Origin of the sequence: Amycolatopsis sp. NBC_00348 (assembly GCF_036114655.1) — a bacterium.
Classification (GTDB): domain Bacteria; phylum Actinomycetota; class Actinomycetes; order Mycobacteriales; family Pseudonocardiaceae; genus Amycolatopsis.
In genome coordinates this window covers 5511124-5531558 of sequence record NZ_CP107994.1, presented here as the reverse complement: position 1 = coordinate 5531558, position 20435 = coordinate 5511124, and the positions used below count along the sequence as shown (strand labels likewise).

Here is a 20435-nt window from a genome sequence, read left to right as displayed (position 1 = left end):
CGGGACCCCGGTCCCGCCCCCCGAGCCCCGGCCGGGTGGACGTCTTCCCTCCACCTCACCCCCCCACGTCCGCCGGTCCGGGATTCCTTCCCCCACAACGATCCCCACGGATCAGACAAAGGAGGAAACGGCGGGTGCAGACCCCGCCCCTCAGGTCCCGGCCCGGCAGGCGACTTCCCTCCACCTCACCCCCCAACCTGCCGGCCCGGACCCCCCCAACCCGACCCCCCAATCACGCGAGTCGACCCCCCAATCACGCGTGATGCCTCTTCAATCACGCGAGATGCCCTTCCAGACACACGAGATCCCCCTCTGGACACGCGACTTACGTCTTCCATCACGCGAGTCACGTCCCCAGACACGCGAGATCCGCTTCCGGTCACGCGCATCCGGCGTCGGAACTTCCACGCTCCGCCCGGATCCGGCTCCGGCGACCGCCCCCTCGGTCGCCGGCCCCGAAATCCCCGGTCCGGTGGATGCTTCCCTCCACCTCACCCCCCATCCTCCGGACCGGCTCAGCTGCGGTCCCCGTGCTCCGGCACGGGGACCGCGGCCCAGAAGTCCAGCGGGACGCGGCCGATGCCCCGGCCGGTGGAGTCGAGCAGCCGGCCCATCAGCTTGACGCTCCGGAGCGTGACGGCCCGCCCGGCGATCTCCAGCCACGGCAGCTTCGCGGCCATCAGGCTCTCCAGCGCCACCGTGTCGTGCTGCGTCGGCAGCCACACCACCAGCATCAGGTTCGCCTCGCCGGACACCGCCGCGCACATCCGGACCTCCGGCAGCATCGCCAGCGACCGGGCCGTCGTCTCCAGCTTGTCCGGCGGGACCCGCAGCCACAGCGTCACGGTCACGGGCGCAGGCGACGCCGACCGCGCGATCTCGCACCGGACGCGGATCGCGCCCCGGGCCAGCAGCGCGTCCAGCCGGCGCCGCACGGTCGTCGCCCCGACGCCGAGCTCGGCCGCCAGCGCCGCCGCCGACACCCGCGCGTCGACGCCGAGCGCCAGGATCAGCGCCCGGTCGGCGTCGTCGAAGCGCAGCGGGGCGCGGTGGCGCACCGGCTTCGGCGTCAGCGCTTCCCGTTGCCCGGGCGAGATCGCCCGCACCCGCCACCGGCTGCCCTCGGTGAACATCCGCGGCGACAGCACCGTCCGCACGCGCGTCACGCCCGGCACCGCCGTCACCCGGTCCAGCACGTGCGCGCCCAGCTCCCGCAACGTCGGCGCGACGACGTGGGCGAGCAGGTCGAACGGCCCCGCGAGGTACTCGACGGTGACGACGTGCACGTCGGCGGCCAGCGCGTCGGCGACGCGCAGGGCCGCGCCGGGCGCGCAGTCGATCTCGACGAACGCCAGCGCGAGCTGCGCGGTGAGCTCCCCGCCCGCGTACGCGGTGAGCCACGCGTCCCCGCGTTCGACGAGGCCGTCCCAGCGCCGGGCGGCGGTCACCGCGCCCAGCCCGAGCGCGTTCCCGAGCGTCGACCAGGACGCCCGCGGCGCCGCCTGCAGCGCGTCGACCAGTTTGAGGTCCTGCTCGTCCAACATGGCGGATTCTTCGCTCATCAGCCCTCGAAACGGTGGTTTTGAGGATTTTCTCCCGCCATTGTGCTCGACTCTCGCATGATCGGCGGATGACCCTGCGCTCCGACGCCGCCGTCCTGCTCGACGATCTGGTCGCTCTGCGCCGTGACCTGCACCGCATCCCCGAGATCGGCCTGCACCTGCCGCGCACGCAGGAGCGCGTCCTCGCCGCCCTCGACGGCCTCGACCTCGAACTGAGCGTCGGCAAGAACCTCTCGTCGATCACCGGAGTCCTGCGCGGCGGCAAGCCCGGCGGGACCGTCCTGCTGCGCGGGGACATGGACGCGCTCCCGGTGACCGAGGCGACCGGCGAGGAGTTCAGCTCGACGCTCGACGGCGCCATGCACGCCTGCGGCCACGACCTCCACACCGCGGGCCTGGTCGGCGCGGCCCGGCTGCTCTGCGCCCGCAAAGCCGACCTGCCCGGCGACGTCGTGTTCATGTTCCAGCCCGGCGAAGAGGGCTGGGACGGCGCCGGCCACATGATCGAGGAAGGCGTCCTGACGGCGTCCGGCAAGCACGTCGACGCCGCGTACGGCCTGCACGTCTCGGCCGCGAGCTACGCGAAGGGCCAGTTCACCGCCCGCCCTGGCACGCTCATGGCGGCTTCCGGCGCGCTCGCCGTCCGGGTGCGGGGCGAGGGCGGCCACGGCTCGTCCCCGCACGACGCGCGCGACCCGATCCCGGCCGCCTGCGAGATGGTGACCGCGCTGCAGACGATGGTGACGCGGGCCTTCGACGTCTTCGACCCCGTCGTCGTCACCGTCGGGACGTTCCACGCCGGCACCCGGCGCAACATCATCCCGGACGACGCGGTGTTCGAGGCGACGCTGCGGTCGTTCTCGCCGGAGACGGCGGCGCGCGTCGGCGACCGCGCCGTCCAGGTCTGCCGCGGCATCGCCGCCGCGCACGGCCTCGACATCGACGTCACGTTCGAGCCCGAGTACCCGGCCACGGTCAACGACGCGGGCGCGTACGACTTCGTCGCGGCCACCATCCGCGACGTCTTCGGCGCGGAGCGGTTCACCGAGATGGCCGAACCGATCACCGGGTCGGAGGACTTCTCCCGCGTCCTCGAGCGCGTGCCCGGCGCGTACCTGTTCCTCGGCGCGTGCCCGACGGACCCGGCGACCGCGCCGGACAACCACTCGCCGCGCGCGCGGTTCGACGACAGCGTGCTCGGCGACGGCGCCGCGCTGCTGGCCGAGCTCGCGATCCGCCGGCTCGCGCTCCTGGCCGGGTGACGCCGTGCGCCGCTACCACTGGCCGCCGTTGCTCCCGGTGCTCGCGCTGGTCCTGATGCCGTTCCTGCCGTTCGTCAACACGACCGGGCTGTGGCTCGGGCTGCCGCGGATGGTCGTGTGGGGCGCGTTCTGGTGCCTGATGTTCACCCCGGCGCTGCTGCTGTCGGAACGGCTGCTGCGCGCGGCGGGGGAGGAGGACGACGCGTGATCCTCACCTTCACCCTGGTGGGCATCGTCCTGATCGGCGTGCTCGGCTTCGTCGGCCGCCGCAAGCCCGTCGCCGACCTGGCGGAGTGGACCGTCGGCGGCCGCCGCTTCGGCGCCATTACCATGTGGTTCCTGCAGGCGGGGGAGGTGTTCACCACCTTCACCTTCCTCGGCATGGCCGGGCTCGCGTTCTCCGGCGGCGTCGCCGCGATGTACGCGCTGCCGTACGTGCCGATCGCCTACGTCGTGCTGTTCTTCCTGGCCAAACGGCTGTGGACGATGGGGAAGGACCGCGGCTACCTCACCCAGGGCGACTTCCTCGAGGACCGCTACTCCAGCCGGGCGCTCGGCACGCTGTCGGCGGTGCTCGGCGTCGTGTTCGTGCTGCCTTACCTGCAGCTGCAGATCACCGGGCTCGGCCTGATCGTCCGGCTGGTCACCGGCGACAACGCGTCCGGCACGCTCAGCATGGTGACCGGCAGCGTGCTGATCGTCGCGTTCGTGCTGTGGGCCGGGCTGCGCGGCGTCGCGGCGACGTCCTACTTCAAGGACGGCATCATGCTGGTCGCGCTGGTGGTGCTCATCATCGCCGTGCCGACGCACTTCGCGGGCGGAATCCCGGCGGTGTTCCACAAGATCGAGCAGCTGCACCCCGAGAAGCTGATCGTCCACAGTGGAGCGAACGACCACGTCTGGTTCATCACGAGCATGCTGGTCAGCGCCATCGGCGTCGGCCTGATGACGCTGCCGCACTCGTGGCCGGCGTTGATGTCGGCGCGCGACCCGAAGGTGCTGCGGCGCAACTACGCCTGGATGCCGGTGTACGAGCTGTGCCTGCTGCTGCCGATGGTCATCGGGTTCGCCGCGATCCTCGTGGTGCCCAAAGGGAGTGACCCGAACGGCGTACTGCTGACGCTGTCGAAGGACGCGCTGCCGGGCTGGGTGACGGGCATCGTCGTGGTCGCCGCGACGGCCACCGCGATGGTCCCGGCGGCCGGGATCCTGATCGGCATCTCGTCGCTGGTGGCGCGCAACATAGTCCGTGTCCGCAGTGGCCGCAAGCAGTTCTGGATCAACCACGGCACGGTTGTGGTCGCGAGTACTCTTGCCCTCGTGCTCGGCATCTTCCGGCCGGATCTGCTGGCCAACCTGCTGCTGCTCACTTATTCGGGGTCGGTCCAGCTGGCCCCGGCCAACCTGCTGGGCTTCTTCCGGCGCGTGCCGGTCGGCAAGGGCCCGGTGCTCGCCGGGCTGATCGCCGGCGAGCTCGTCGTCAGCTGGCTGACCTTTGTGGACACTCACCTGGTCGGCACCGTCAACGTGGGCTTGGTCGGGCTCGGCGCGAACGTCGTCGTCCTCGCCCTGGCCGCTCTGGTCCAACGACAGGCTTCTCCCCAGGAGGCGGCGTGACTCGCACGGTGTTCACCGGCGGTTCGGTGTTCGACGGCACCGGCTCGGACCCGGCGGCGGCCGACGTCGCCGTCGAGCACGGCCGGATCGTCGAAGTCGGGACGGACCTGGACGGCGACGAGGGCGTCGACTGCGCCGGCGCGGTGCTGCTGCCGGGGCTGTTCGACTGCCACGTGCACGTCACGGTGTCGGACATCGGGCTGCTGGCGCGGGTGCAGAAACCGTTTTCCTACCAGTTCTACGAGGCCGCGCGGAACCTGTGGGCGACGCTCGGGCTGGGCATCACGACGGTCCGCGACGCCTCCGGCGCGGACCTCGGCATCAAGCAGGCGGTGGACGACGGCCTGATCCCAGGGCCGCGGCTGCAGATCTCGATCGGGCTGATCAGCCAGACCGGCGGCCACGGCGACGCGTGGAGCCCGTCCGGGATGTGCGTCCCGCTGCTGGTGCCGCACCCGGGCCGCCCGGACGCGACGGCCGACGGCCCCGACGAGATGCGCCGCGTCGCCCGCACCCTGCTGCGCGCGGGCGCGGACGTGCTGAAGGTGTGCACGACCGGCGGGGTGCTCTCACCGCGTGACGACCCGCGGCACTCGCAGTTCACGCCGGAGGAGCTGGAGATCCTGGTCGCCGAGGCGGCGATGCAGGGCCGGCCGGTGATGGCGCACGCCCAGGGTTCGGCGGGCATCAAGAACGCGGTCCGCGCGGGCGTCCGCTCGATCGAGCACGGCATCTACCTGGACGACGAGGCGATCGAGCTGATGCTCGGCCACGGCACGTGGCTGGTCCCGACGCTGATCGCCCCGGTGAACGTGGTCCGCGCGGCCGACGCGGGCGTCGACCTGCCCGCGTCGGTCGTCGCGAAGGCCCGCGAGGTGGTGGAGGCCCACCGCGATTCGGTGCGCCGCGCGTACGCGGCGGGCGTCCGCATCGCGATGGGCACCGACAGCGGCGTCGGCCCGCACGGCACGAACCTGGAGGAACTGGCCCTGATGGCGGCGTGCGGCATGACCCCGGGCGACGTCCTGGAGGCAACGACGTCCTCGGCGGCGCGGCTCATGGGCCTGGACGGCGAGCTCGGCCGCATCGAGACAGGGCTGCGGGCGGACCTGGTGGTGGTATCGGGGGACCCGTACGACTTCCCGGGGCTGGCTTCGAACATCCGCGAGGTCTGGAAGGACGGCACCCGGGTGGTCTGACGCCGTGTCGTCCCCCTGATCACGCGTGTCGTCCGTCTGGTCACGTGTGTCGTCTGTACAAGCACGCGTGTCGTCCGTCTGGTCACGTGTGTCGTCTGTACAAGCACGCGTGTCGTCCGTCTGGTCACGTGTGTCGTCTGTACAAGCACGCGTGTCGTCCGTCTGGTCACGCGTGTCGTCTGTACAAGCACGCGTGTGGTCCGTCTGGGCACGGCCGATGCTCGGTCGCCGTGCGGCGTCGTCCACAGGCCGGGGCAGATGTGGACAACTCCGGCCGTGGAGGCCACGCGCGGCCGGATTGTCGTGCTCCGCCGATAGACTGGACCTGGGGACGCCCCCCAAGGGAAGGGCGGGGGGCTGCCGAGGTCAGGCTTCGGGAAAAGCAGATCCCGCCATGCGGCCGCGAACGTGCCTGGATGGTCGGCTCGCGTGCCCGGACGGTCGGCTCGCGTACCCGGAGGGTCGGCTGGCGTGCCCGGATGGTCGGCTCATGTGATCAGGGCGCCGGCTCGCGTGATCGGGGCGCCGGCTCGCGTGATTGACGCGACGACACGGCGCGAGAGTCAGGCCGCGTCCGGGGTCAGCAGGTCCCGCAACGCCGCCGCGAACTTCGCCGGGTTTCGCTGTGGTGCCAGGTGTGCTCCCGGCGTCTCCGTGAACGGCAAGCCCAGTTCCAGCGCCAGGATCTTCGCCGGCTGGTAGTGGTACCGGCCGCGACTGCCTTCGCCCGCCACCGGGAGGATCTCCGTGCTCGCCCGGCGCAGGGCGCGCAGGTCCGGCAGGTAGTCGAAGAACGGCGTCAGCTCGCGGTCGAACAGCCGGATCCAGTCGGCCTCGTGGGGCAGGCGGATGTTGGGCAGGTTCGGCAGCGCCGCCCCGGCGATCGCGTCCGCGAACCGGGTCACCGCGCCGATCAGGTCACCCGAACGGGCCAACCGGACCTGCTCGGCCGCCGCGTCGAGCCAGCCGCTCGCGTCCGGCATCAGGTGGACCGCCGGGGGCTCGTGCGCGACCAGCGTCGTGACGCTGTCCGGGTGGCGAGCCACCAGGTCGAGGCCGATCAGCGCGCCCGCGCTCGAGCCGAACACCTGGGCCGGCGCGCCCGTCACGTGATTCAGCACCGCCAGCGCGTCGTCGGCCTGCAGCGACACCGGGACCGGGCCCGTCGTGGTGTCCGTGCTGGCGAAGTGGCCGCGCCGGTCGTACGTGACGACCGTGAAGTGCTCGTACAGGTGCTTCGCCAGCGCCCGGTAGGCGTCACCCGATCCGGTACCGCCCGCGATCAGCAGCAGCACCGGCCCCTCGCCGCCGCGGCGGACCTGGAGCTCACCGTCCTCCACCGGGCAACGGCTTTCCGAGATCATGCCGGAAAGTCAAGCACACAGCCCGCGCAGGATTCCTTCGGCGTCGGCCACGATCCGTTCGATCAGGTCACCCACCCGGGGGAGATCCGCGAGCAGCCCGACGACCTGCCCGGACGCCAGCACGCCGGCCCCGAGGTCGCCGTCGACGAGCCCCGCGCGCAGCAGCATCGGCGTGTTCGCGGCCATCAGCACCTGCGCCCACGTCCGCTGCCCGCTTCGCGTCATCCGGACGCCCTCGCGCAGCAGCGACGTCCACGAGAGCCCGCTCAGCCGCCGGAACCGGACGGCGTTCGCCGCGGCCCGGCCGAGCCCGCCGAGCGTCCCGGACGCCTCCAGCCCGTCGACCAGCCCCGTTCGCAACACACGGTGAGGGAGGCCGTCGACCTTCCGGGTGACGACGGTGCCGTTCAGGTCCCGCGTCAGGTAGGCCTGCTTGACGGCGTCCGGCACGGTGCTCTCCCGCGTCAGCAGGAACCGCGTGCCCATGCCGATCCCGGCCGCGCCGTACGCCAGCGCCGCGGCCAGCCCGCGGCCGTCGAAGAACCCGCCCGCCGCGACCACCGGGATGTCGACGGCGTCCAGCACCGACGGCAGCAGCAGCGTCGTGGCCACCCCGCCGGTGTGCCCGCCGCCCTCGCCGCCCTGGACGACGACGGCGTCCGCGCCCCAAGACGCCACCTTCTCGGCGTGCCGCGCCGCGCCCACCGAAGGCACGACGACGACGCCGTGGTCCTTCAGCTTCGCGATCATGTCCTTCTTGGGCGCCAAGGCGAACGACGCGACCCGGACGTTCTCGCGGATCAGCAGGTCGACGCGGCGGCCGGCGTCGTCGGCGTCCGCACGCAGGTTGACCCCGAACGGCGCGGACGTCCGGCTCTTCACCTCCTTGACGGCGGCTTCGAGCTCGTCGAACGTCATCGTCGCGGAGCCGAGGATGCCGAGCCCGCCGCCCTCCGCGGTCGCCGACACCAGCCGCGGCCCGGCCACCCAGCCCATCCCCGTCTGGACGACCGGGTGCCGGACGCCGGTCAGCTCGGTCAGCCGCGTCTTCATTCGGGGACTTCCTTCTCCCGCAACGACTTCGGGTCCAGCTGGGCGATCAGCTCCAGCTCCTCGCCGGTCGGCTCCCTCGACACCGCGATGCCCTCGGTGACCAGCGGGAACCCGGTCGCCGCGATGACCTCCTCGACCGTGACGCCGGGGTGCGTCGACACCAGCCGCGCCGCGTGGTCCGGCCCGCCGAAGTCGAGGACGCCGAGGTTCGTCACCACCCGGTGGACGTCGTGGTAGCGCAACCCCGCCGCACGCGCCCGCACGTAACCGACACCGGACACGACATCGACGTCTTCGACGAACACCCGGGTGCTGTGCCGCGGCACCCAGTAGCTGGTGCGGTGGTTGGCCGTGTTGCCGGGCCCGCCGCGCACGCCGAGCAGCTGCTTCTTCGGCTTCTCGTGGTCGCCGATGGCGGAGATGTTCTGGTTGCCGTGCCGGTCGACCTGGTTGGCGCCCATCACGACGTGCCGCTTCCCGTGCGGCACCACGGTGTCCAGGACCTTCCGGAACGGCTGCCAGCCCTCGATCACCGGCTCGCCGACGGGGCTTTCGAGCAGGTAGGCCTCGCCGTCCGAGAGCAGCAGATCCGGCTCGAACGTCAGCCGCGCGAGCCGCGCGCCGAGCGCCGGGACGTAGCCCATCGGGCTGATCAGGATCTCGCCGTCGCCGCGGAACAGCTCCGCGCACGCGACGACCGCGACGTCCGCGCGCGTCATGCCGCCTCCTCCGCGAACCGCGTGACGGCCCGCTGGTAGTCCGTCTCGTCGCCGGCCAGGAACCGGTCCGCGAACGCCGGCCAGGCGCCCGGATCCTTCGCCGCGGCCGCGTAGTGCCGCTGGAACCGTTCGTCGCGGCCGTAATCCGGTGCGGCGGACGTGAAGTGCGCGCCGCGCGGGGTTTCGACGACACCGTGCACGCTCGCGCGGTTGAGCAGCAGGCTCTGCACGGGTGCCGTCGCCGTCAACTCGTGGGTGGGGACGACTTTTTCCGTTGACACGTAACACTTGTCGGCGGCGAGCGCGAACAGCTCGTCGAAGTACGGGTCCGGGCCGAGGTACTGCGCGTTGCCGCGGGCGTCCGCGCGGTTGAGGTGCACGAGCGCCGCGTCGAGGCGCAGCGCGGGCACGGCCAGCAGCTCCTCGCCGTCCTCGTACGGTGAGCGGACGGTCTTCAGCGACGGCGAGAACGTCATGACGTCGGAGCCGGGCCCGGCGCGCGTCGGCAGGAACGGAAGCCGTTGCGCAGCCGCGGAAAGCCCGGTGCCGAGGATGCCTTCGTCGTACTCGGTGACCTCGATCGACCCGGCTTCGCGGACCCGGTTGAACCACGGGTCGAACGGCACGGAATCGAGCGTCACGAACCCGAAGACCAGCCTGCGCAGCTTGCCCGCCGAAGCCAGGAGGCCGACGTCCGGGCCGCCGTACGAGACGACCGTCAGGTCCTTCAGCGGCGACCGCAGGATGGCCCGGATCAGCGCCATCGGCTTGCGCCGCGACCCCCAGCCGCCGATGCCGAGCGTCATGCCGTCGCGCAGTTCGCCGACGACGTCGTCGACGCTCATCCGCTTGTCGCTCAAGGCTTTCCCTTCTCCAAGAACTCCTGACGCGCCCCGTCCGAGACACCGGCGAGGTTGAGCTGGAACGTGAATCCCTGCTCGAACCGGTAGCTGCGGTGCACGGGCTGGACGTCGATGCCGTTGATGGCCTGCTTCGCCGCGCGGATCACGCGCGTGTCCTTCGCGGCGATCTGCCGGGCGACGCCGAGCGCGGTTGCGTCGAGTTCTTCGCGCGGCACCACCGCGTACACCGAACCGTGGTGGTGCAGCTGCTGCGCGCTGATCTTCGACGCCGTGTAGTACAGGGCGCGCATGAGGTGCTGCGGCACGAGCCGCGCCAGGTGCGTCGCCGCGCCGAGCGCGCCGCGGTCCACTTCGGGCAGTCCGAACTCGGCGTCTTCGCTGGCCACGACGATGTCCGCGTTGCCGACCAGCCCGACACCGCCGCCGAGGCAGAACCCTTGCACCGCGACGATCACCGGCACGAGGCAGTCGTACACCGCCGAGAACGCCGCCGCGCAGCCCTCGTTCGCGCCGATCAGCGCGTCGTACCCCGGGTCGCGCTGGATCTCCTTGATGTCGACGCCGGCGTTGAACCCGCGGCCCTCCGCGCGCAGCACGACGACGTGCACGGCCGGGTCGCGGCCCGCCTTTTCGATGGCCTCGGCGAGGTCGAACCAGCCGCGCACGGTCAGCGCGTTCACCGGGGGAGCGGCCACGGTGACCACGGCGATCCCGGGCTCCGGGGTGTGCGTCGAAACCGTCATCGGCACCTCTCGCGGTTAACAACCTAGCACTTGCTTGGTACGTTAGCATCGGGACGACAAAAGCGGGAGGTCGCCGGTGACACTCGAACTCGGCCTGGACGGCGCGGTCGTCCTGGTGACCGGGGGCGTCCGCGGGGTCGGCCTCGGCATCTCATACGCCTTCGAACAGGCGGGCGCGCGGGTCGTGACCTGCGCCCGCCGCACGCCGGAGTCGTCGCCGGGGGAGGTGTTCTTCCCTTGTGACATCCGGGATCCGGACGCCGTCGACGCCCTGGTCGCGGAGATCGTGGCGCGCTTCGGGCGGCTGGACGTCCTGGTGAACAACGCGGGCGGCGCGCCCTTCGCGGACACGTCGACGGCGTCGCCGCGCTTCCACGAGAAGGTCGTCGGGCTGAACCTCCTGGCGCCGCTGATCGTCTCGCGGGCCGCGAACGCCGTGATGCAGGGCCAGGACCGGGGCGGCTCGATCGTCAACATCAGCAGCGTGAGCGCGCTGCGGCCATCGCCGGGGACCGCGTCCTACGGCGCGGCGAAGGCGGGGCTCGACAACCTGACCAGCACCCTCGCCGTCGAATGGGCGCCGAAGGTGCGGGTCAACGCGCTCGACGTCGGCATGGTGCGCACGGACGGCGGGTACGGCGACCCCGCGGCGCTCGGCGCGACCGTGCCGCTCGGCCGGCTCGCCGAACCGGCGGAAGTCGGCGCGTGCGCGGTGTTCCTGGCTTCACCGCTGGCGTCCTACGTCAGCGGCGCGCGGCTCGTGGTGCACGGCGGCGGCGAGCGTCCGGCATTTCTCGGTGCGATGGAGGAGAAGGAATGAAGCTGGTCGAAGGACGCGTAGTGGTCGTCACCGGCGCCGGGCGCGGGATCGGCCGGGCGCACGCGCTCGCGTTCGCCGCCGAGGGCGCGCGGGTGGTCGTCAACGATCTGGGCGCGGCGCTGGACGGCCGCGGCGGCGAAGCGGGCCCGGCGCAGCAGGTGGTCGACGAGATCCGCGCGGCGGGCGGGGAAGCGGTGGCGAACACCGACGACGTCGCTTCCTGGGACGGCGCGGCTTCGCTGATTCGGGAGGCTTTGGACGCCTTCGGGGGCCTCGACGTCCTGGTCAACAACGCGGGCTTCCTGCGTGACCGGATGCTGGTCAACCTCGCCGAGGAGGAGTGGGACGCGGTCGTCCGCGTGCACCTCAAAGGCCATTTCGCGCCCCTGCGGCACGCGGCGGAGTACTGGCGAGCCGAGGCGAAGGCGGGCCGCACGCGGGCCGCGCGGGTGATCAACACGAGTTCCGGCGCGGGCCTGCTCGGCAGCGTCGGCCAGGGCAACTACTCGGCGGCGAAGGCGGGCATCCTCGGGCTGACCACGGTCGCGGCCGCGGAGTTCGGCCGCTACGGCGTCACGGTCAACGCGATCGCTCCGGCCGCCCGGACCCGGATGACCGAGACGACGTTCGACATGGCCGCGCCCGACGACGGCTTCGACGCGATGGCCCCGGAGAACGTCTCCCCGCTGGTGGTCTGGCTGGGCAGCACGGAATCTTCGTCGGTGACGGGCCGGGTTTTCGAGGTGGACGGCGGCCGCGTCGGCCTCGCGGACGGCTGGCGCCCCGGCCCGCAACGCGACAAAGGCGCGCGCTGGGCCCCCGTGGAGCTGGGCCCGGTGGTGGCCGAACTGCTGGCGGAGTCGACGGACCCGGAACCGGTCTACGGCGCCGGATAATTCGGTTGGCGCGGGCCGCTAACGTGCGCGTATGGCGCGTCAAACCATTCTCAGCGGCTCCACCTTCGAGGAGCAGATCGGCTACGCCCGCGCGGTCGTCGACGGCGGCCGCGTGTACGTCTCCGGCACCACCGGCTTCGACTACTCGACCATGACGATCTCCGACGACGTCGTCGAGCAGGCCGCCCAGTGCCTTCGCAACATCGAAGCGGCCTTGACCGAGGCCGGCTGCACCTTCGCCGACGTCGTCCGGGTGCGGTACGTGCTGCCGTCGCGGGCGGACTTCGAGCCGTGCTGGCCGGTGCTGCGCAAGGCGTTCGCCGAGGTCCGCCCGGCCGCGACGATGCTGGAGGCCGGTCTGGCCGACCCGCGCATGAAGATCGAGATCGAGGTCGACGCGCACCTGCCCGGTTAGCGCGTCAGCCAGAGGTCCAGGTTGAGCGCGAAGTCGATGCCCGCGCGTGTCGCCCGGTCGGTCTCCGGGCGTGCCAGGCGCTCGCTCAGCCGCGCCGGGTCGAGGTAGGTCCACGCGGGCGCGTTCGGCGTGGCCAGCAGATCCGCGGCCTGCGCGCGGATCGCGACGTCGTAGCCGGGATCGTGCGTCGCCGGGTAGGGCGCCTTGACCCGCTCGGTGACGCTGCGCGGGAGCAGATCGGCCACCGCCGCCCGCAGCAGCGACTTCTCCCGGCCGTCGAAAGTGTGGTGCGACCACGGCGTGTTGAAGGCGTACTCGACGAGCCGGTGGTCGCAGAACGGCACCCGGACCTCCAGGCCGACGGCCATGCTGAGCCGATCCTTGCGGTCGAGCAGGTCCGGCAGCCAGCGCGTCAGGTGCAGGTGGACGACCTCACGCATCCGGCGCTGCTCGGCCGTTTCCCCCGGCAGCACCGGAACTTCGGCGAGCGCCTGCCGGTAGTGCGCCTCGCGATGGGCGCCGACGGCGAGTTCCGCGGCGACGTCGTCGCGCAGCAGCGCGAGGTACGTCCCGCTGCGGCCGGTGAAGTAACGCCACGGATAGCCGTGGGCGAGCGGCTGGTGGAACCACGGGTAGCCGCCGAAGACCTCGTCGGCGCTCTCCCCGGACAGCGCCACCGTCGAATGCTCGCGGACCGCCTTGAACAGCAGGAACAGCGACGTGTCCATGTCGCCGGTCGCGGGCGCGTCCCGCGCGTGGACGACGGCCCGGCGCACCGCCGGATCGGCCAGCGCCGCCGACCCGAGCACCAGGTCGCGGTGGTCGAGCCCGCAGTGCGCGACGACGTCCCGCACGTAGGGCGCGTCCGGCGTGGCGCGGAGGGCGTCGGGCACGAACTCGCCGGCGAAGCCGACGGAGAATGTGCGCAGCGGCGCGGTCGTGAACCGCCGGCCCAGCGCGGCGAGCGCGCTCGAATCGAGGCCGCCCGACAGCAGCGCGCCGAGCGGGACGTCGGCCCGGACGTGCCGTTCGGTGATGTCTTCGAGGAGTTCGCGGATCCGCTCGACGGTCGTGGCGAGGTCGTCTTCGTGCGGCTGCGCGTCCAGTGACCAGTAGCGGCGCTCGCGGACGCCGTCGGCGTCGACCAGCAGCATCGTGCCCGGCCGGACCTCGTGAACGCCCTGGTGGAGCGTCATCCCCGGGGTGCGGACCGAGGCCAGGAAGTCGCGCAGGCCGCCGTCGTCGACGGCCGGCGCGACCAGGCCGGACGCGAACAGCGCCTTGGGCTCGGAGGCGAACAGGACGCCATCGCCGTGCCGCGCGTAGCAGAGCGGCTTGACGCCGAGCCGGTCGCGGACCAGCAGCAACCGGCGGCGCGAGGCGTCCCAGACGGCGAAGGCGAACATGCCGTCGAGCCGCCGCGGGGCGTCGGTGCCCCACTCCAGGAAGGCGTGCAGCACGACTTCCGTGTCGGTGCGCGTACGGAACTTGTGCCCCAGCAGCTCCAGCTCGACGCGCAGCTCGCGGTGGTTGAACACCTCGCCGCTGTAGGACAGGACGGTCGTGGCCTCGTCCTGGTCGTCGTAGGCGACCATCGGCTGCCGGCCGTTCGCGGGGTCGAGCACGGCGAGCCGGCGGTGCCCGAACGCGACGTGCGCGGCCGCCCAGACGCCGGAGTCGTCCGGCCCGCGGGCGGCGAGGGTCTCGGTCATCCGGTGCACGGTCATGCCGCCGTCCGGGAGCGGGCAGCTGGGGTCGGCCCAGCCCGCGATGCCACACATAACGGGGATTCCTCCGGGGAAGGGGAGATCGCCGAGGCGATCACCCGGGCGGCCTGAATGATCACATAGGGTGTGCGCGGCCGCGGGAACCCGCGCTGCCACGGACGGGTGAATCCGCCGTCCACAGTGGACATATTTGGGAGAACGATGAACGAGCCGATCGCGATCGTCGGCATGAGCTGCCGGTTCCCCGGCGCGGCCGGCCCGGACGCGCTCTGGGAGCTGCTCGACACGCGCGTCGACGCGGTCGTCGGCGCCGCACCGGGCGGCCGGTTCGACGCGGCGGAGCTGTACGACCCGGTGCCCCGCCGTCGCGGCCGGCTCGTCAGCCTGGCGGGCGGTTTCGTCGGCTCCGAAGAGTTCGACCCGGGGTTCTTCGGCGTGAGCGAACGGGAAGCGGCGGTGCTCGACCCGCAGCACCGCGTCCTCCTGACGACCACGCGCGACGCACTGGCCGACGCCGGGCTCGACGGCGTCGAGGGCCGCGAGATCGGCGTCTTCATGGGGCAGAGCACGGGCGAGCACTGGGACGGTCTTCAAGGGACGGCCGACATGTACGCGATCGCGGGCGCGGCGGCGCGGAGCATGGCGTCCGGGCGGATCAGCTACGCGTGGGACCTGCGCGGCCCGTGCGCCACGGTCGACGCGGCGTGTTCGTCGGGCACGCTGGCCGTGCACCTCGCGTGCCAGAGCCTGCGCACGGGGGAGTGCGACACGGCGGTGGCGGGCGGTGTCAGCCTGGTCCTAGGCACCGACCACACGCTCGGCTACTCGGCGGCGGGGATGCTGTCGCCGACCGGACGTTGCCGTTTCGGCGACGAGGACGCGGACGGTTTCGTCCGCAGCGACGGTGCGGGCGTCGTCGTCCTCAAGCGCCTGGGCCAGGCCCTGGCCGACGGCGACCGCGTCCACGCGCTGATCCTGGGCAGCGCCCAGGCGAGCAAGGGCCGCACGGCCAAGGCGATCATCGCGCCGTCTGTGGAGGGCTACCTGCAGGTGATCGCCCGGGCGTGCGCGCAGGCCGGGGTCGCGCCCGCGGAGCTCGGTTACGTGGAGGCGCACGGCAACGCGGCCCCGGCGGGCGACGTCATCGAGCTGCGGGCGATCAGCGAGGCGATCGGCGCCGGGCGGCCGCCGGGACAGCCGTGCCTGGTGGGTTCGGTGAAGTCGAACATCGGCCACCCGGAGGCGGCGGGTGGCCTGGCGGGCTTGATCAAGACGGCGATGGTGGTCCGCGAACGGCGGATTCCGGCCACCCTGCACTGCCCACGTCCGACATCGGCGGTCGACTGGGCGGGTCTGGAACTCGCGTCGTCACCAGCCGAATGGCCCCACCCGGGGCGGGCGCTGGCCGGGGTGAGCACCTACGGGCTGTCCGGGACGTTCGTTCACCTGGTCGTGGGTGGGCTCTGAAACTGTCGGTGGTGGGTGGGACGCTGCTGGGCATGACGAGTTGGCAGGAGTTCTCGGCGCAGTCACCTTCGCTGGCGACGCGGGTGCACGCGCGCTTCACGGCGGAGAAGTCGCACGTACTGGCCACATTGCGCCGCGACGGCGCACCACGGGTGAGCGGCTCCGAGGTGGACTTCCGCGGCGCGGAGGCCTACATCGGATCGATGCTGGACGCAATGAAGGCCCGCGATCTGCGGCGGGACAACAGGTTCGCGATCCACGCGTACCCGGGCATGGAAGAGGGCGGCGACGCGAAGCTGGCGGGCGTGGTGGCGGAGCTGACGGACAAGGCGGAGATCGCGGCACTGCAAGGAAACGACGAGCCGTGCCACCTGTTCCGGCTGGACCTCAGGGAGGTCGTGCTGACGTGGGTGGCCGAGGACACGCTCTTCGTGGAGAGCTGGAGGGAGGGGCGGGGAACGGTGAAGTTCGCCAGGCCGGGCAACGGTCCCGCGGAGGTGGTGGAGTAACGGAGGACGGGTGCCGGGGGAAGGGGATGCGTTTGACGACAAGGCAAAGCTGAACTGATGACGACGTGCGGTCACCTCGGCCGCACGGGCATCGCCGACTCGACTACCGGAACGGCCAGCTTGGCGACTGGAGCTGCCACCCCGCCAGCGGTAGCGGCCAACTCGGTGCCTGGCCGCCGCAGCGGGTCAGAGGCGTTCGATGATCGTCGCCGTCGCCAACGCGCCCCCGGCGCACATCGTCACCAGCGCCGTCGACGCGTCCCGGCGCTCCAGCTCGTGCAGCGCCGTCGTCAGCAGGCGCGCTCCCGTGCTGCCCACCGGGTGGCCCAGGGCGATCGCGCCGCCGTTGACGTTGACTCGGGACTCGTCCGGCGAGAGCGTTCGCTGCCACGACAGCGGCACCGAAGCGAACGCTTCGTTGACCTCGAACAGGTCCGGGTCGGCGATCGTCATGCCCGCGCGCGTCAGCACCCGCTCCGTCGCGCGGATCGGGCCGTCCAGGTGGTAGTACGGCTCCGCGCCGACCAGTGCCTGCGCGATGATCCGGGCTCGCGGGCGCAGGCCCAGGGCCGCGGCGCGCGTGGAGTCCATCAGCAGCAGGGCCGCCGCGCCGTCGGAGATCTGGGATGACGTGCCCGCCGTGTGGATGCCGTCCTCGACCACCGGCTTGAGGCGGGCCAGGCCCTCGGCCGTCGTCTCGCGCAGGCCCTGGTCCCGGGTGATCAGCCGGGTTTCGCCGGTCGGTTCGCCCGACGCGTCGAGGACCGGGGCCTTCACCGGCGCCACCTCGCGGTCGAAGTGGCCGGCCTCCCACGCGGCCGCCGCTTTCTGCTGGGACGCCGCGCCGAACGCGTCGACGTCGGCGCGCGTCAAGCCCCGGCGCACCGCGATGCGCTCCGCCGCGCCGTACTGGTTCGGGAGGTCGATCGACCACGACGCCGGCCGGGGGGAGCCGCCCGCTCGGTTCGTCCCCAGGGGGACGCGGCTCATCGCCTCGACCCCGCAGGCGACGCCGACGTCGATGGCGTCCGCCGCGATCAGGCCGGCGATCAGGTGCGTGGCCTGCTGCGCCGAGCCGCACTGGGCGTCGATCGTCGTCGCGCCCGCCGTCTCCGGCAGGCCCGCGTGCAGCCACGCGGTGCGCGTGACGTTGCTCGACTGCTCGCCGGCCTGCGTGACGCAGCCGCCGATCAGCTGCTCGACCAGCGCCGGGTCGATCCCGGCGCGGTCCAGCAGGGCCAGCTGCGCGGCCCCCAGCAGCTCGGCCGCGTGCAGGCCGGCCAGCAGGCCGCCCCGCTTGCCGATCGGGGTCCGCACGGCTTCGACGATGACCGGCACGCCCATCTGGTCCCCTTCGTCGGGAAGTTCATCGGGAAGACTGTTCAGTAGCCCAAAAACTAGAACAAGTTATCGTTCGATGCAAGGCGCCGCAGCGCGGGCGTGATCTCGATCTTGGCCGAGTGAGCGCTCGTTCACCTGGCCTCATCGGTCAAGTTAACAGGTTTCACTGAACGCCCTTCCGCTTGTTAACACCGTATGCTTAAATCCGCTTAGAACGTGTTTCACAAGGCGAACCGTGGGAGGCAACGTGGCCGCTCCGCTCATCCCCGCCGGTTTCGACTTCACGGACCCGGACCTCTACGCCCATCGGCTGCCCCTGGCCGAGTTCGCCGAGCTCCGGCGGACCGCCCCCGTGTGGTGGAACCCCCAGAAGAACAACACCGCGGGCTTCGGTGACGACGGCTATTGGGTCGTCTCGCGGCACGCGGACGTCAAGGAGGTCTCCCGCGACAGCACGCTCTACTCGTCGAGCGAGAAGACCGCGATCATCCGCTTCGACGAGAGCATGACCGAGGACCGCCTCAACGCGAACCGCCTGGTCCTGCTCAACATGGACGCGCCCCAGCACACCAAGCTGCGGCGGATCGTGTCGAAGGGCTTCACCCCGCGCTCGATCGCCAAGCTCGAGGACACGCTGCGGGACCGCGCCGCGAAGATCGTGTTCGAGGCGAAGAAGAAGGGCACGGGCGACTTCGTCACCGACGTCGCCTGCGAGCTGCCGCTGCAGGCGATCGCCGAACTGATCGGCGTCCCGCAGGAGGACCGGCTCAAGATCTTCGACTGGTCCAACCAGATGGTCGCCTACGACGATCCCGAGTACCAGCTCGAGCCGCTCGAGGCGTCGACCCAGCTCATCGGCTACGCCTGGAACATGGCCGAGGACCGTCGCAAGTGCCCGATGGACGACATCGTCACCAAGCTGATCGAGGCCGACGTCGACGGCGAGGCGCTGGGCTCCGACGAGTTCGGCTTCTTCGTCATCCTGCTCGCGGTGGCCGGCAACGAGACCACGCGCAACGCGATCACGCACGGCATGAAGGCGTTCCTGGACCACCCGGCCCAGTGGGAGCTGTTCAAGGAGCAGCGCCCGAAGACCGCGCCCGACGAGATCGTCCGCTGGGCCACCCCGGTGGTCGCCTTCCAGCGCACCGCCACCCGCGACACCGAGCTGGGCGGTGCGCAGATCAAGCGGGGCGACCGCGTCGGGATGTTCTACAGCTCCGCCAACTTCGACCCCGACGTGTTCGAAGACGCGGAGAAGTTCGACATCATGCGGGAGGACAACCCGCACGTCGGCTTCGGCGGCACCGGTTCGCACTACTGCATCGGCGCCAACCTCGCCCGGCTGGAGATCGACCTGATCTTCAACGCCATCGCCGACGTGATGCCGGACATCACCGAAGCGGAACCCCCGGTGCGCCTGCGCTCCAGCTGGCTCAACGGCATCAAGCACTACCCGGTCCGCTACGCCTGAGGCAGCGTCCGGAGGAAGCCGAGCACCCGCTGCCAGGTGAGAGCGGACGCGGCTTCGTCGTGGTCGGGACCCTCGGCGTCGGTGTAGAAGTGGCCGGCGCCGGGGTAGGTGAACACCTCGGCCGTGGGGTTGACCGCTCGCCAGGCGGCGACCTCGGCTGGCGGTGCGATCGGGTCCGGATCGGCGACGTGCACCTGCACCGGCAGGCCGGTGCGCGCCGACGCCGGAATGGCCCCCAACGCGTGCAGCAGCAGGACTCCCGCCGCGGCGGGACGGTCCGGGAGGACGCCCTGGACGACGCCGCAGCCCATCGACACCCCCAGCAGCACGGTGGCGGGCGGCAGGTCGCGCACCGCGTCGGACGCGCGACCGCTGATCGTCGTCCAGCCGACGTGGTCCATCAGGGCGAAGCCCTCCTCGAGCGTGGGCGCGGTCGAGCCGGCGTAGAGGTCGGGCGTGACGACGTCGTGCCCGGCCGCCCGCAGCCGTTCGGCCGCGCCGAGCTCGACCGGCCGGAGCCCCAGCACCGAATGGAAGACCACGATGTTCACCACGGGGTGATGGTCGCACGCGGCCCGGCTGTCATCATGGCGCGATGGCCCCGCGAGCGAGTGTCGACGTCGAGTTCACCATCCGTGTCACCGAACCCGGCCGGGCGGCGATCTCGATCGCGGCGGCGAACGCCGACACCGAGGACCTGACCGTCTCCTGGGACGGCGGGAGCGAAGCCGTCCTGTTCGAGCACGGTACCCGCGCCGACGTCTTCGACCTGCCGCTCGGGGAGCACCGCGTCACCTACCACGCCGAGCGCGACCTGGCCGCGGCCGAACCCGAGCCCGTCACCCTCGCCGACATCGCCGTGTTCACCCGGCCGAGCCGGTACTGCCCGTCCGACCGGATCGGCGGCCTGGCGACGCCGGAGATGTACGGCCGCCCCGACGCGCGGTCCACTGTGGACGCGATCGTCCGGAACGTCAACGACCGGCTCCTCTACACCGTCGGCGCCACCCGGCCGACCGACGACGCCATCGACACCCTCCTGGCCGGCGAAGGCGTCTGCCGCGACTTCGCGCACGTGTGCGTCACCTTCTGCCGGTTCTTCGACATCCCAGCCCGCTACGTCGGCGTCTACGCGCCCGGGCTGTCGCCGATGGACTTCCACGCCGTGTTCGAGGCCGCGATCGACGGCCACTGGTACGTCTTCGACGCCACGCACCTCGCGCCGCGCCAGACGATGCTCCGCATCTCCACCGGCCGCGACGCCGCGGACACGTCGTTCCTGGCCACCCTCGGCTGCAGCCTGGACTTCCTGGGCAGCTCGGTGTTCGCGACGACGGACGCCGAGCTGCCCCAGGACGACTGGTCCGAGCTGGTCGCGCTCAGCTGACGCCCCTGGCCGAGGTC

At 71.9% G+C, this 20435-nt stretch carries 20 protein-coding genes; 11 read left to right on the top strand and 9 right to left on the bottom strand.

The window, feature by feature from the left end; all coding sequences use genetic code 11:
- Window positions 1-515 precede the first annotated feature (515 nt).
- Window positions 516-1544 carry an Lrp/AsnC family transcriptional regulator gene (locus OHS58_RS23590; protein WP_328644022.1) on the bottom strand — a complete coding sequence of 343 codons (1029 nt, stop codon included), beginning with the start codon at window positions 1542-1544 and terminating at the stop codon, window positions 516-518.
- Window positions 1545-1630: 86 nt separating this feature from the next.
- On the opposite strand from OHS58_RS23590, the gene OHS58_RS23585 reads away from it, so the two are divergent.
- From OHS58_RS23585 to OHS58_RS23570, 4 genes are read left to right on the top strand one after another with little or no spacing between them, the layout of a single operon-like run.
- The gene (locus OHS58_RS23585; protein ID WP_247063388.1) at window positions 1631-2824 is read left to right on the top strand and encodes a M20 metallopeptidase family protein; all 1194 of its coding nucleotides are present in this window, start codon (window positions 1631-1633) and stop codon (window positions 2822-2824) included.
- A gap of 4 nt (window positions 2825-2828) precedes the next feature.
- A complete protein-coding gene (locus OHS58_RS23580; RefSeq protein ID WP_247063390.1) occupies window positions 2829-3032 on the top strand; it encodes a hypothetical protein in 204 nt (67 codons plus the stop codon).
- The gene (locus OHS58_RS23575; protein ID WP_328644021.1) at window positions 3029-4441 is read left to right on the top strand and encodes a sodium:solute symporter family protein; all 1413 of its coding nucleotides are present in this window, start codon (window positions 3029-3031) and stop codon (window positions 4439-4441) included. Before OHS58_RS23580 ends, OHS58_RS23575 begins: the two co-directional genes overlap by 4 nt.
- Window positions 4438-5640, top strand: coding sequence for a metal-dependent hydrolase family protein (locus OHS58_RS23570; RefSeq protein WP_328644020.1), 1203 nt, complete (start codon window positions 4438-4440; stop codon window positions 5638-5640). Before OHS58_RS23575 ends, OHS58_RS23570 begins: the two co-directional genes overlap by 4 nt.
- 563 nt (window positions 5641-6203) lie before the next feature.
- Here the strand turns inward: OHS58_RS23570 and OHS58_RS23565 are convergent.
- From OHS58_RS23565 to OHS58_RS23545, 5 genes are read right to left on the bottom strand one after another with little or no spacing between them, the layout of a single operon-like run.
- The gene (locus OHS58_RS23565) at window positions 6204-7004 is read right to left on the bottom strand and encodes an alpha/beta fold hydrolase (RefSeq protein ID WP_328644019.1); all 801 of its coding nucleotides are present in this window, start codon (window positions 7002-7004) and stop codon (window positions 6204-6206) included.
- A gap of 9 nt (window positions 7005-7013) precedes the next feature.
- Window positions 7014-8057, bottom strand: coding sequence for an NAD(P)H-dependent flavin oxidoreductase (locus OHS58_RS23560; RefSeq protein ID WP_328644018.1), 1044 nt, complete (start codon window positions 8055-8057; stop codon window positions 7014-7016).
- On the bottom strand, window positions 8054-8776 hold the full coding sequence (locus OHS58_RS23555; RefSeq protein ID WP_328644017.1) for a CoA-transferase subunit beta: 723 nt from the start codon (window positions 8774-8776) through the stop codon (window positions 8054-8056). Before OHS58_RS23555 ends, OHS58_RS23560 begins: the two co-directional genes overlap by 4 nt.
- Entirely contained in the window at window positions 8773-9636 is an 864-nt protein-coding gene (locus OHS58_RS23550; RefSeq protein ID WP_328644016.1) for a CoA transferase subunit A, read from the bottom strand. Before OHS58_RS23550 ends, OHS58_RS23555 begins: the two co-directional genes overlap by 4 nt.
- Complete coding sequence (locus OHS58_RS23545) at window positions 9633-10382, bottom strand: enoyl-CoA hydratase family protein (protein WP_328644015.1); 750 nt, start codon at window positions 10380-10382, stop codon at window positions 9633-9635. The genes OHS58_RS23550 and OHS58_RS23545 overlap by 4 nt, the downstream gene beginning before the upstream one ends.
- Window positions 10383-10458: 76 nt before the next feature.
- Between OHS58_RS23545 and OHS58_RS23540 the strand changes: the two genes are divergently transcribed.
- Genes OHS58_RS23540 through OHS58_RS23530 form a run of 3 tightly spaced genes read left to right on the top strand, consistent with a single transcriptional unit; the run spans window position 10459 to window position 12513 of the window.
- A complete protein-coding gene (locus tag OHS58_RS23540; protein ID WP_328644014.1) occupies window positions 10459-11202 on the top strand; it encodes an SDR family oxidoreductase in 744 nt (247 codons plus the stop codon).
- On the top strand, window positions 11199-12098 hold the full coding sequence (locus OHS58_RS23535) for an SDR family oxidoreductase (protein WP_328644013.1): 900 nt from the start codon (window positions 11199-11201) through the stop codon (window positions 12096-12098). Before OHS58_RS23540 ends, OHS58_RS23535 begins: the two co-directional genes overlap by 4 nt.
- Window positions 12099-12129: 31 nt before the next feature.
- The gene (locus tag OHS58_RS23530; RefSeq protein WP_328644012.1) at window positions 12130-12513 is read left to right on the top strand and encodes a RidA family protein; all 384 of its coding nucleotides are present in this window, start codon (window positions 12130-12132) and stop codon (window positions 12511-12513) included.
- Here the strand turns inward: OHS58_RS23530 and asnB are convergent.
- Window positions 12510-14294: an asparagine synthase (glutamine-hydrolyzing) gene (gene asnB, locus OHS58_RS23525; protein WP_328644011.1), complete on the bottom strand. Its 1785-nt coding sequence runs from the start codon at window positions 14292-14294 to the stop codon at window positions 12510-12512. The genes OHS58_RS23530 and asnB overlap by 4 nt on opposite strands.
- 147 nt (window positions 14295-14441) lie before the next feature.
- Between asnB and OHS58_RS23520 the strand changes: the two genes are divergently transcribed.
- Together OHS58_RS23520 and OHS58_RS23515 are read left to right on the top strand one after the other, a co-directional pair.
- Window positions 14442-15707 carry a beta-ketoacyl [acyl carrier protein] synthase domain-containing protein gene (locus OHS58_RS23520; RefSeq protein ID WP_328644010.1) on the top strand — a complete coding sequence of 422 codons (1266 nt, stop codon included), beginning with the start codon at window positions 14442-14444 and terminating at the stop codon, window positions 15705-15707.
- A gap of 11 nt (window positions 15708-15718) precedes the next feature.
- Complete coding sequence (locus OHS58_RS23515; protein WP_328644009.1) at window positions 15719-16216, top strand: pyridoxamine 5'-phosphate oxidase family protein; 498 nt, start codon at window positions 15719-15721, stop codon at window positions 16214-16216.
- Between the two features lie 186 nt (window positions 16217-16402).
- Here the strand turns inward: OHS58_RS23515 and OHS58_RS23510 are convergent, their stop codons facing one another.
- Complete coding sequence (locus tag OHS58_RS23510; RefSeq protein WP_328644008.1) at window positions 16403-17560, bottom strand: steroid 3-ketoacyl-CoA thiolase; 1158 nt, start codon at window positions 17558-17560, stop codon at window positions 16403-16405.
- Between the two features lie 244 nt (window positions 17561-17804).
- Between OHS58_RS23510 and OHS58_RS23505 the strand changes: the two genes are divergently transcribed.
- Window positions 17805-19031, top strand: coding sequence for a cytochrome P450 (locus OHS58_RS23505; RefSeq protein ID WP_326954841.1), 1227 nt, complete (start codon window positions 17805-17807; stop codon window positions 19029-19031).
- Here OHS58_RS23505 and OHS58_RS23500 read toward each other — a convergent pair.
- Window positions 19022-19585, bottom strand: coding sequence for a dienelactone hydrolase family protein (locus tag OHS58_RS23500; protein ID WP_328644007.1), 564 nt, complete (start codon window positions 19583-19585; stop codon window positions 19022-19024). The genes OHS58_RS23505 and OHS58_RS23500 overlap by 10 nt on opposite strands.
- Window positions 19586-19626: 41 nt before the next feature.
- On the opposite strand from OHS58_RS23500, the gene OHS58_RS23495 reads away from it, so the two are divergent.
- A complete protein-coding gene (locus OHS58_RS23495) occupies window positions 19627-20418 on the top strand; it encodes a transglutaminase-like domain-containing protein (RefSeq protein ID WP_326947646.1) in 792 nt (263 codons plus the stop codon).
- Window positions 20419-20435 lie beyond the last annotated feature (17 nt).

What these genes read in the sequence shown, in the direction of transcription:
- OHS58_RS23590 (WP_328644022.1), bottom strand. Translation starts at nt 1,544, where the DNA reads ATGTTGGACGAGCAGGACCTCAAACTGGTCGACGCGCTGCAGGCGGCG.
- OHS58_RS23585 (WP_247063388.1), top strand. Translation starts at nt 1,631, where the DNA reads ATGACCCTGCGCTCCGACGCCGCCGTCCTGCTCGACGATCTGGTCGCT.
- OHS58_RS23545 (WP_328644015.1), bottom strand. Translation starts at nt 10,382, where the DNA reads ATGACGGTTTCGACGCACACCCCGGAGCCCGGGATCGCCGTGGTCACC.
- OHS58_RS23565 (WP_328644019.1), bottom strand. Translation starts at nt 7,004, where the DNA reads ATGATCTCGGAAAGCCGTTGCCCGGTGGAGGACGGTGAGCTCCAGGTC.
- OHS58_RS23530 (WP_328644012.1), top strand. Translation starts at nt 12,130, where the DNA reads ATGGCGCGTCAAACCATTCTCAGCGGCTCCACCTTCGAGGAGCAGATC.
- OHS58_RS23495 (WP_326947646.1), top strand. Translation starts at nt 19,627, where the DNA reads ATGGCCCCGCGAGCGAGTGTCGACGTCGAGTTCACCATCCGTGTCACC.
- OHS58_RS23535 (WP_328644013.1), top strand. Translation starts at nt 11,199, where the DNA reads ATGAAGCTGGTCGAAGGACGCGTAGTGGTCGTCACCGGCGCCGGGCGC.
- asnB (WP_328644011.1), bottom strand. Translation starts at nt 14,294, where the DNA reads ATGTGTGGCATCGCGGGCTGGGCCGACCCCAGCTGCCCGCTCCCGGAC.
- OHS58_RS23510 (WP_328644008.1), bottom strand. Translation starts at nt 17,560, where the DNA reads ATGGGCGTGCCGGTCATCGTCGAAGCCGTGCGGACCCCGATCGGCAAG.
- OHS58_RS23560 (WP_328644018.1), bottom strand. Translation starts at nt 8,057, where the DNA reads ATGAAGACGCGGCTGACCGAGCTGACCGGCGTCCGGCACCCGGTCGTC.
- OHS58_RS23520 (WP_328644010.1), top strand. Translation starts at nt 14,442, where the DNA reads ATGAACGAGCCGATCGCGATCGTCGGCATGAGCTGCCGGTTCCCCGGC.
- OHS58_RS23555 (WP_328644017.1), bottom strand. Translation starts at nt 8,776, where the DNA reads ATGACGCGCGCGGACGTCGCGGTCGTCGCGTGCGCGGAGCTGTTCCGC.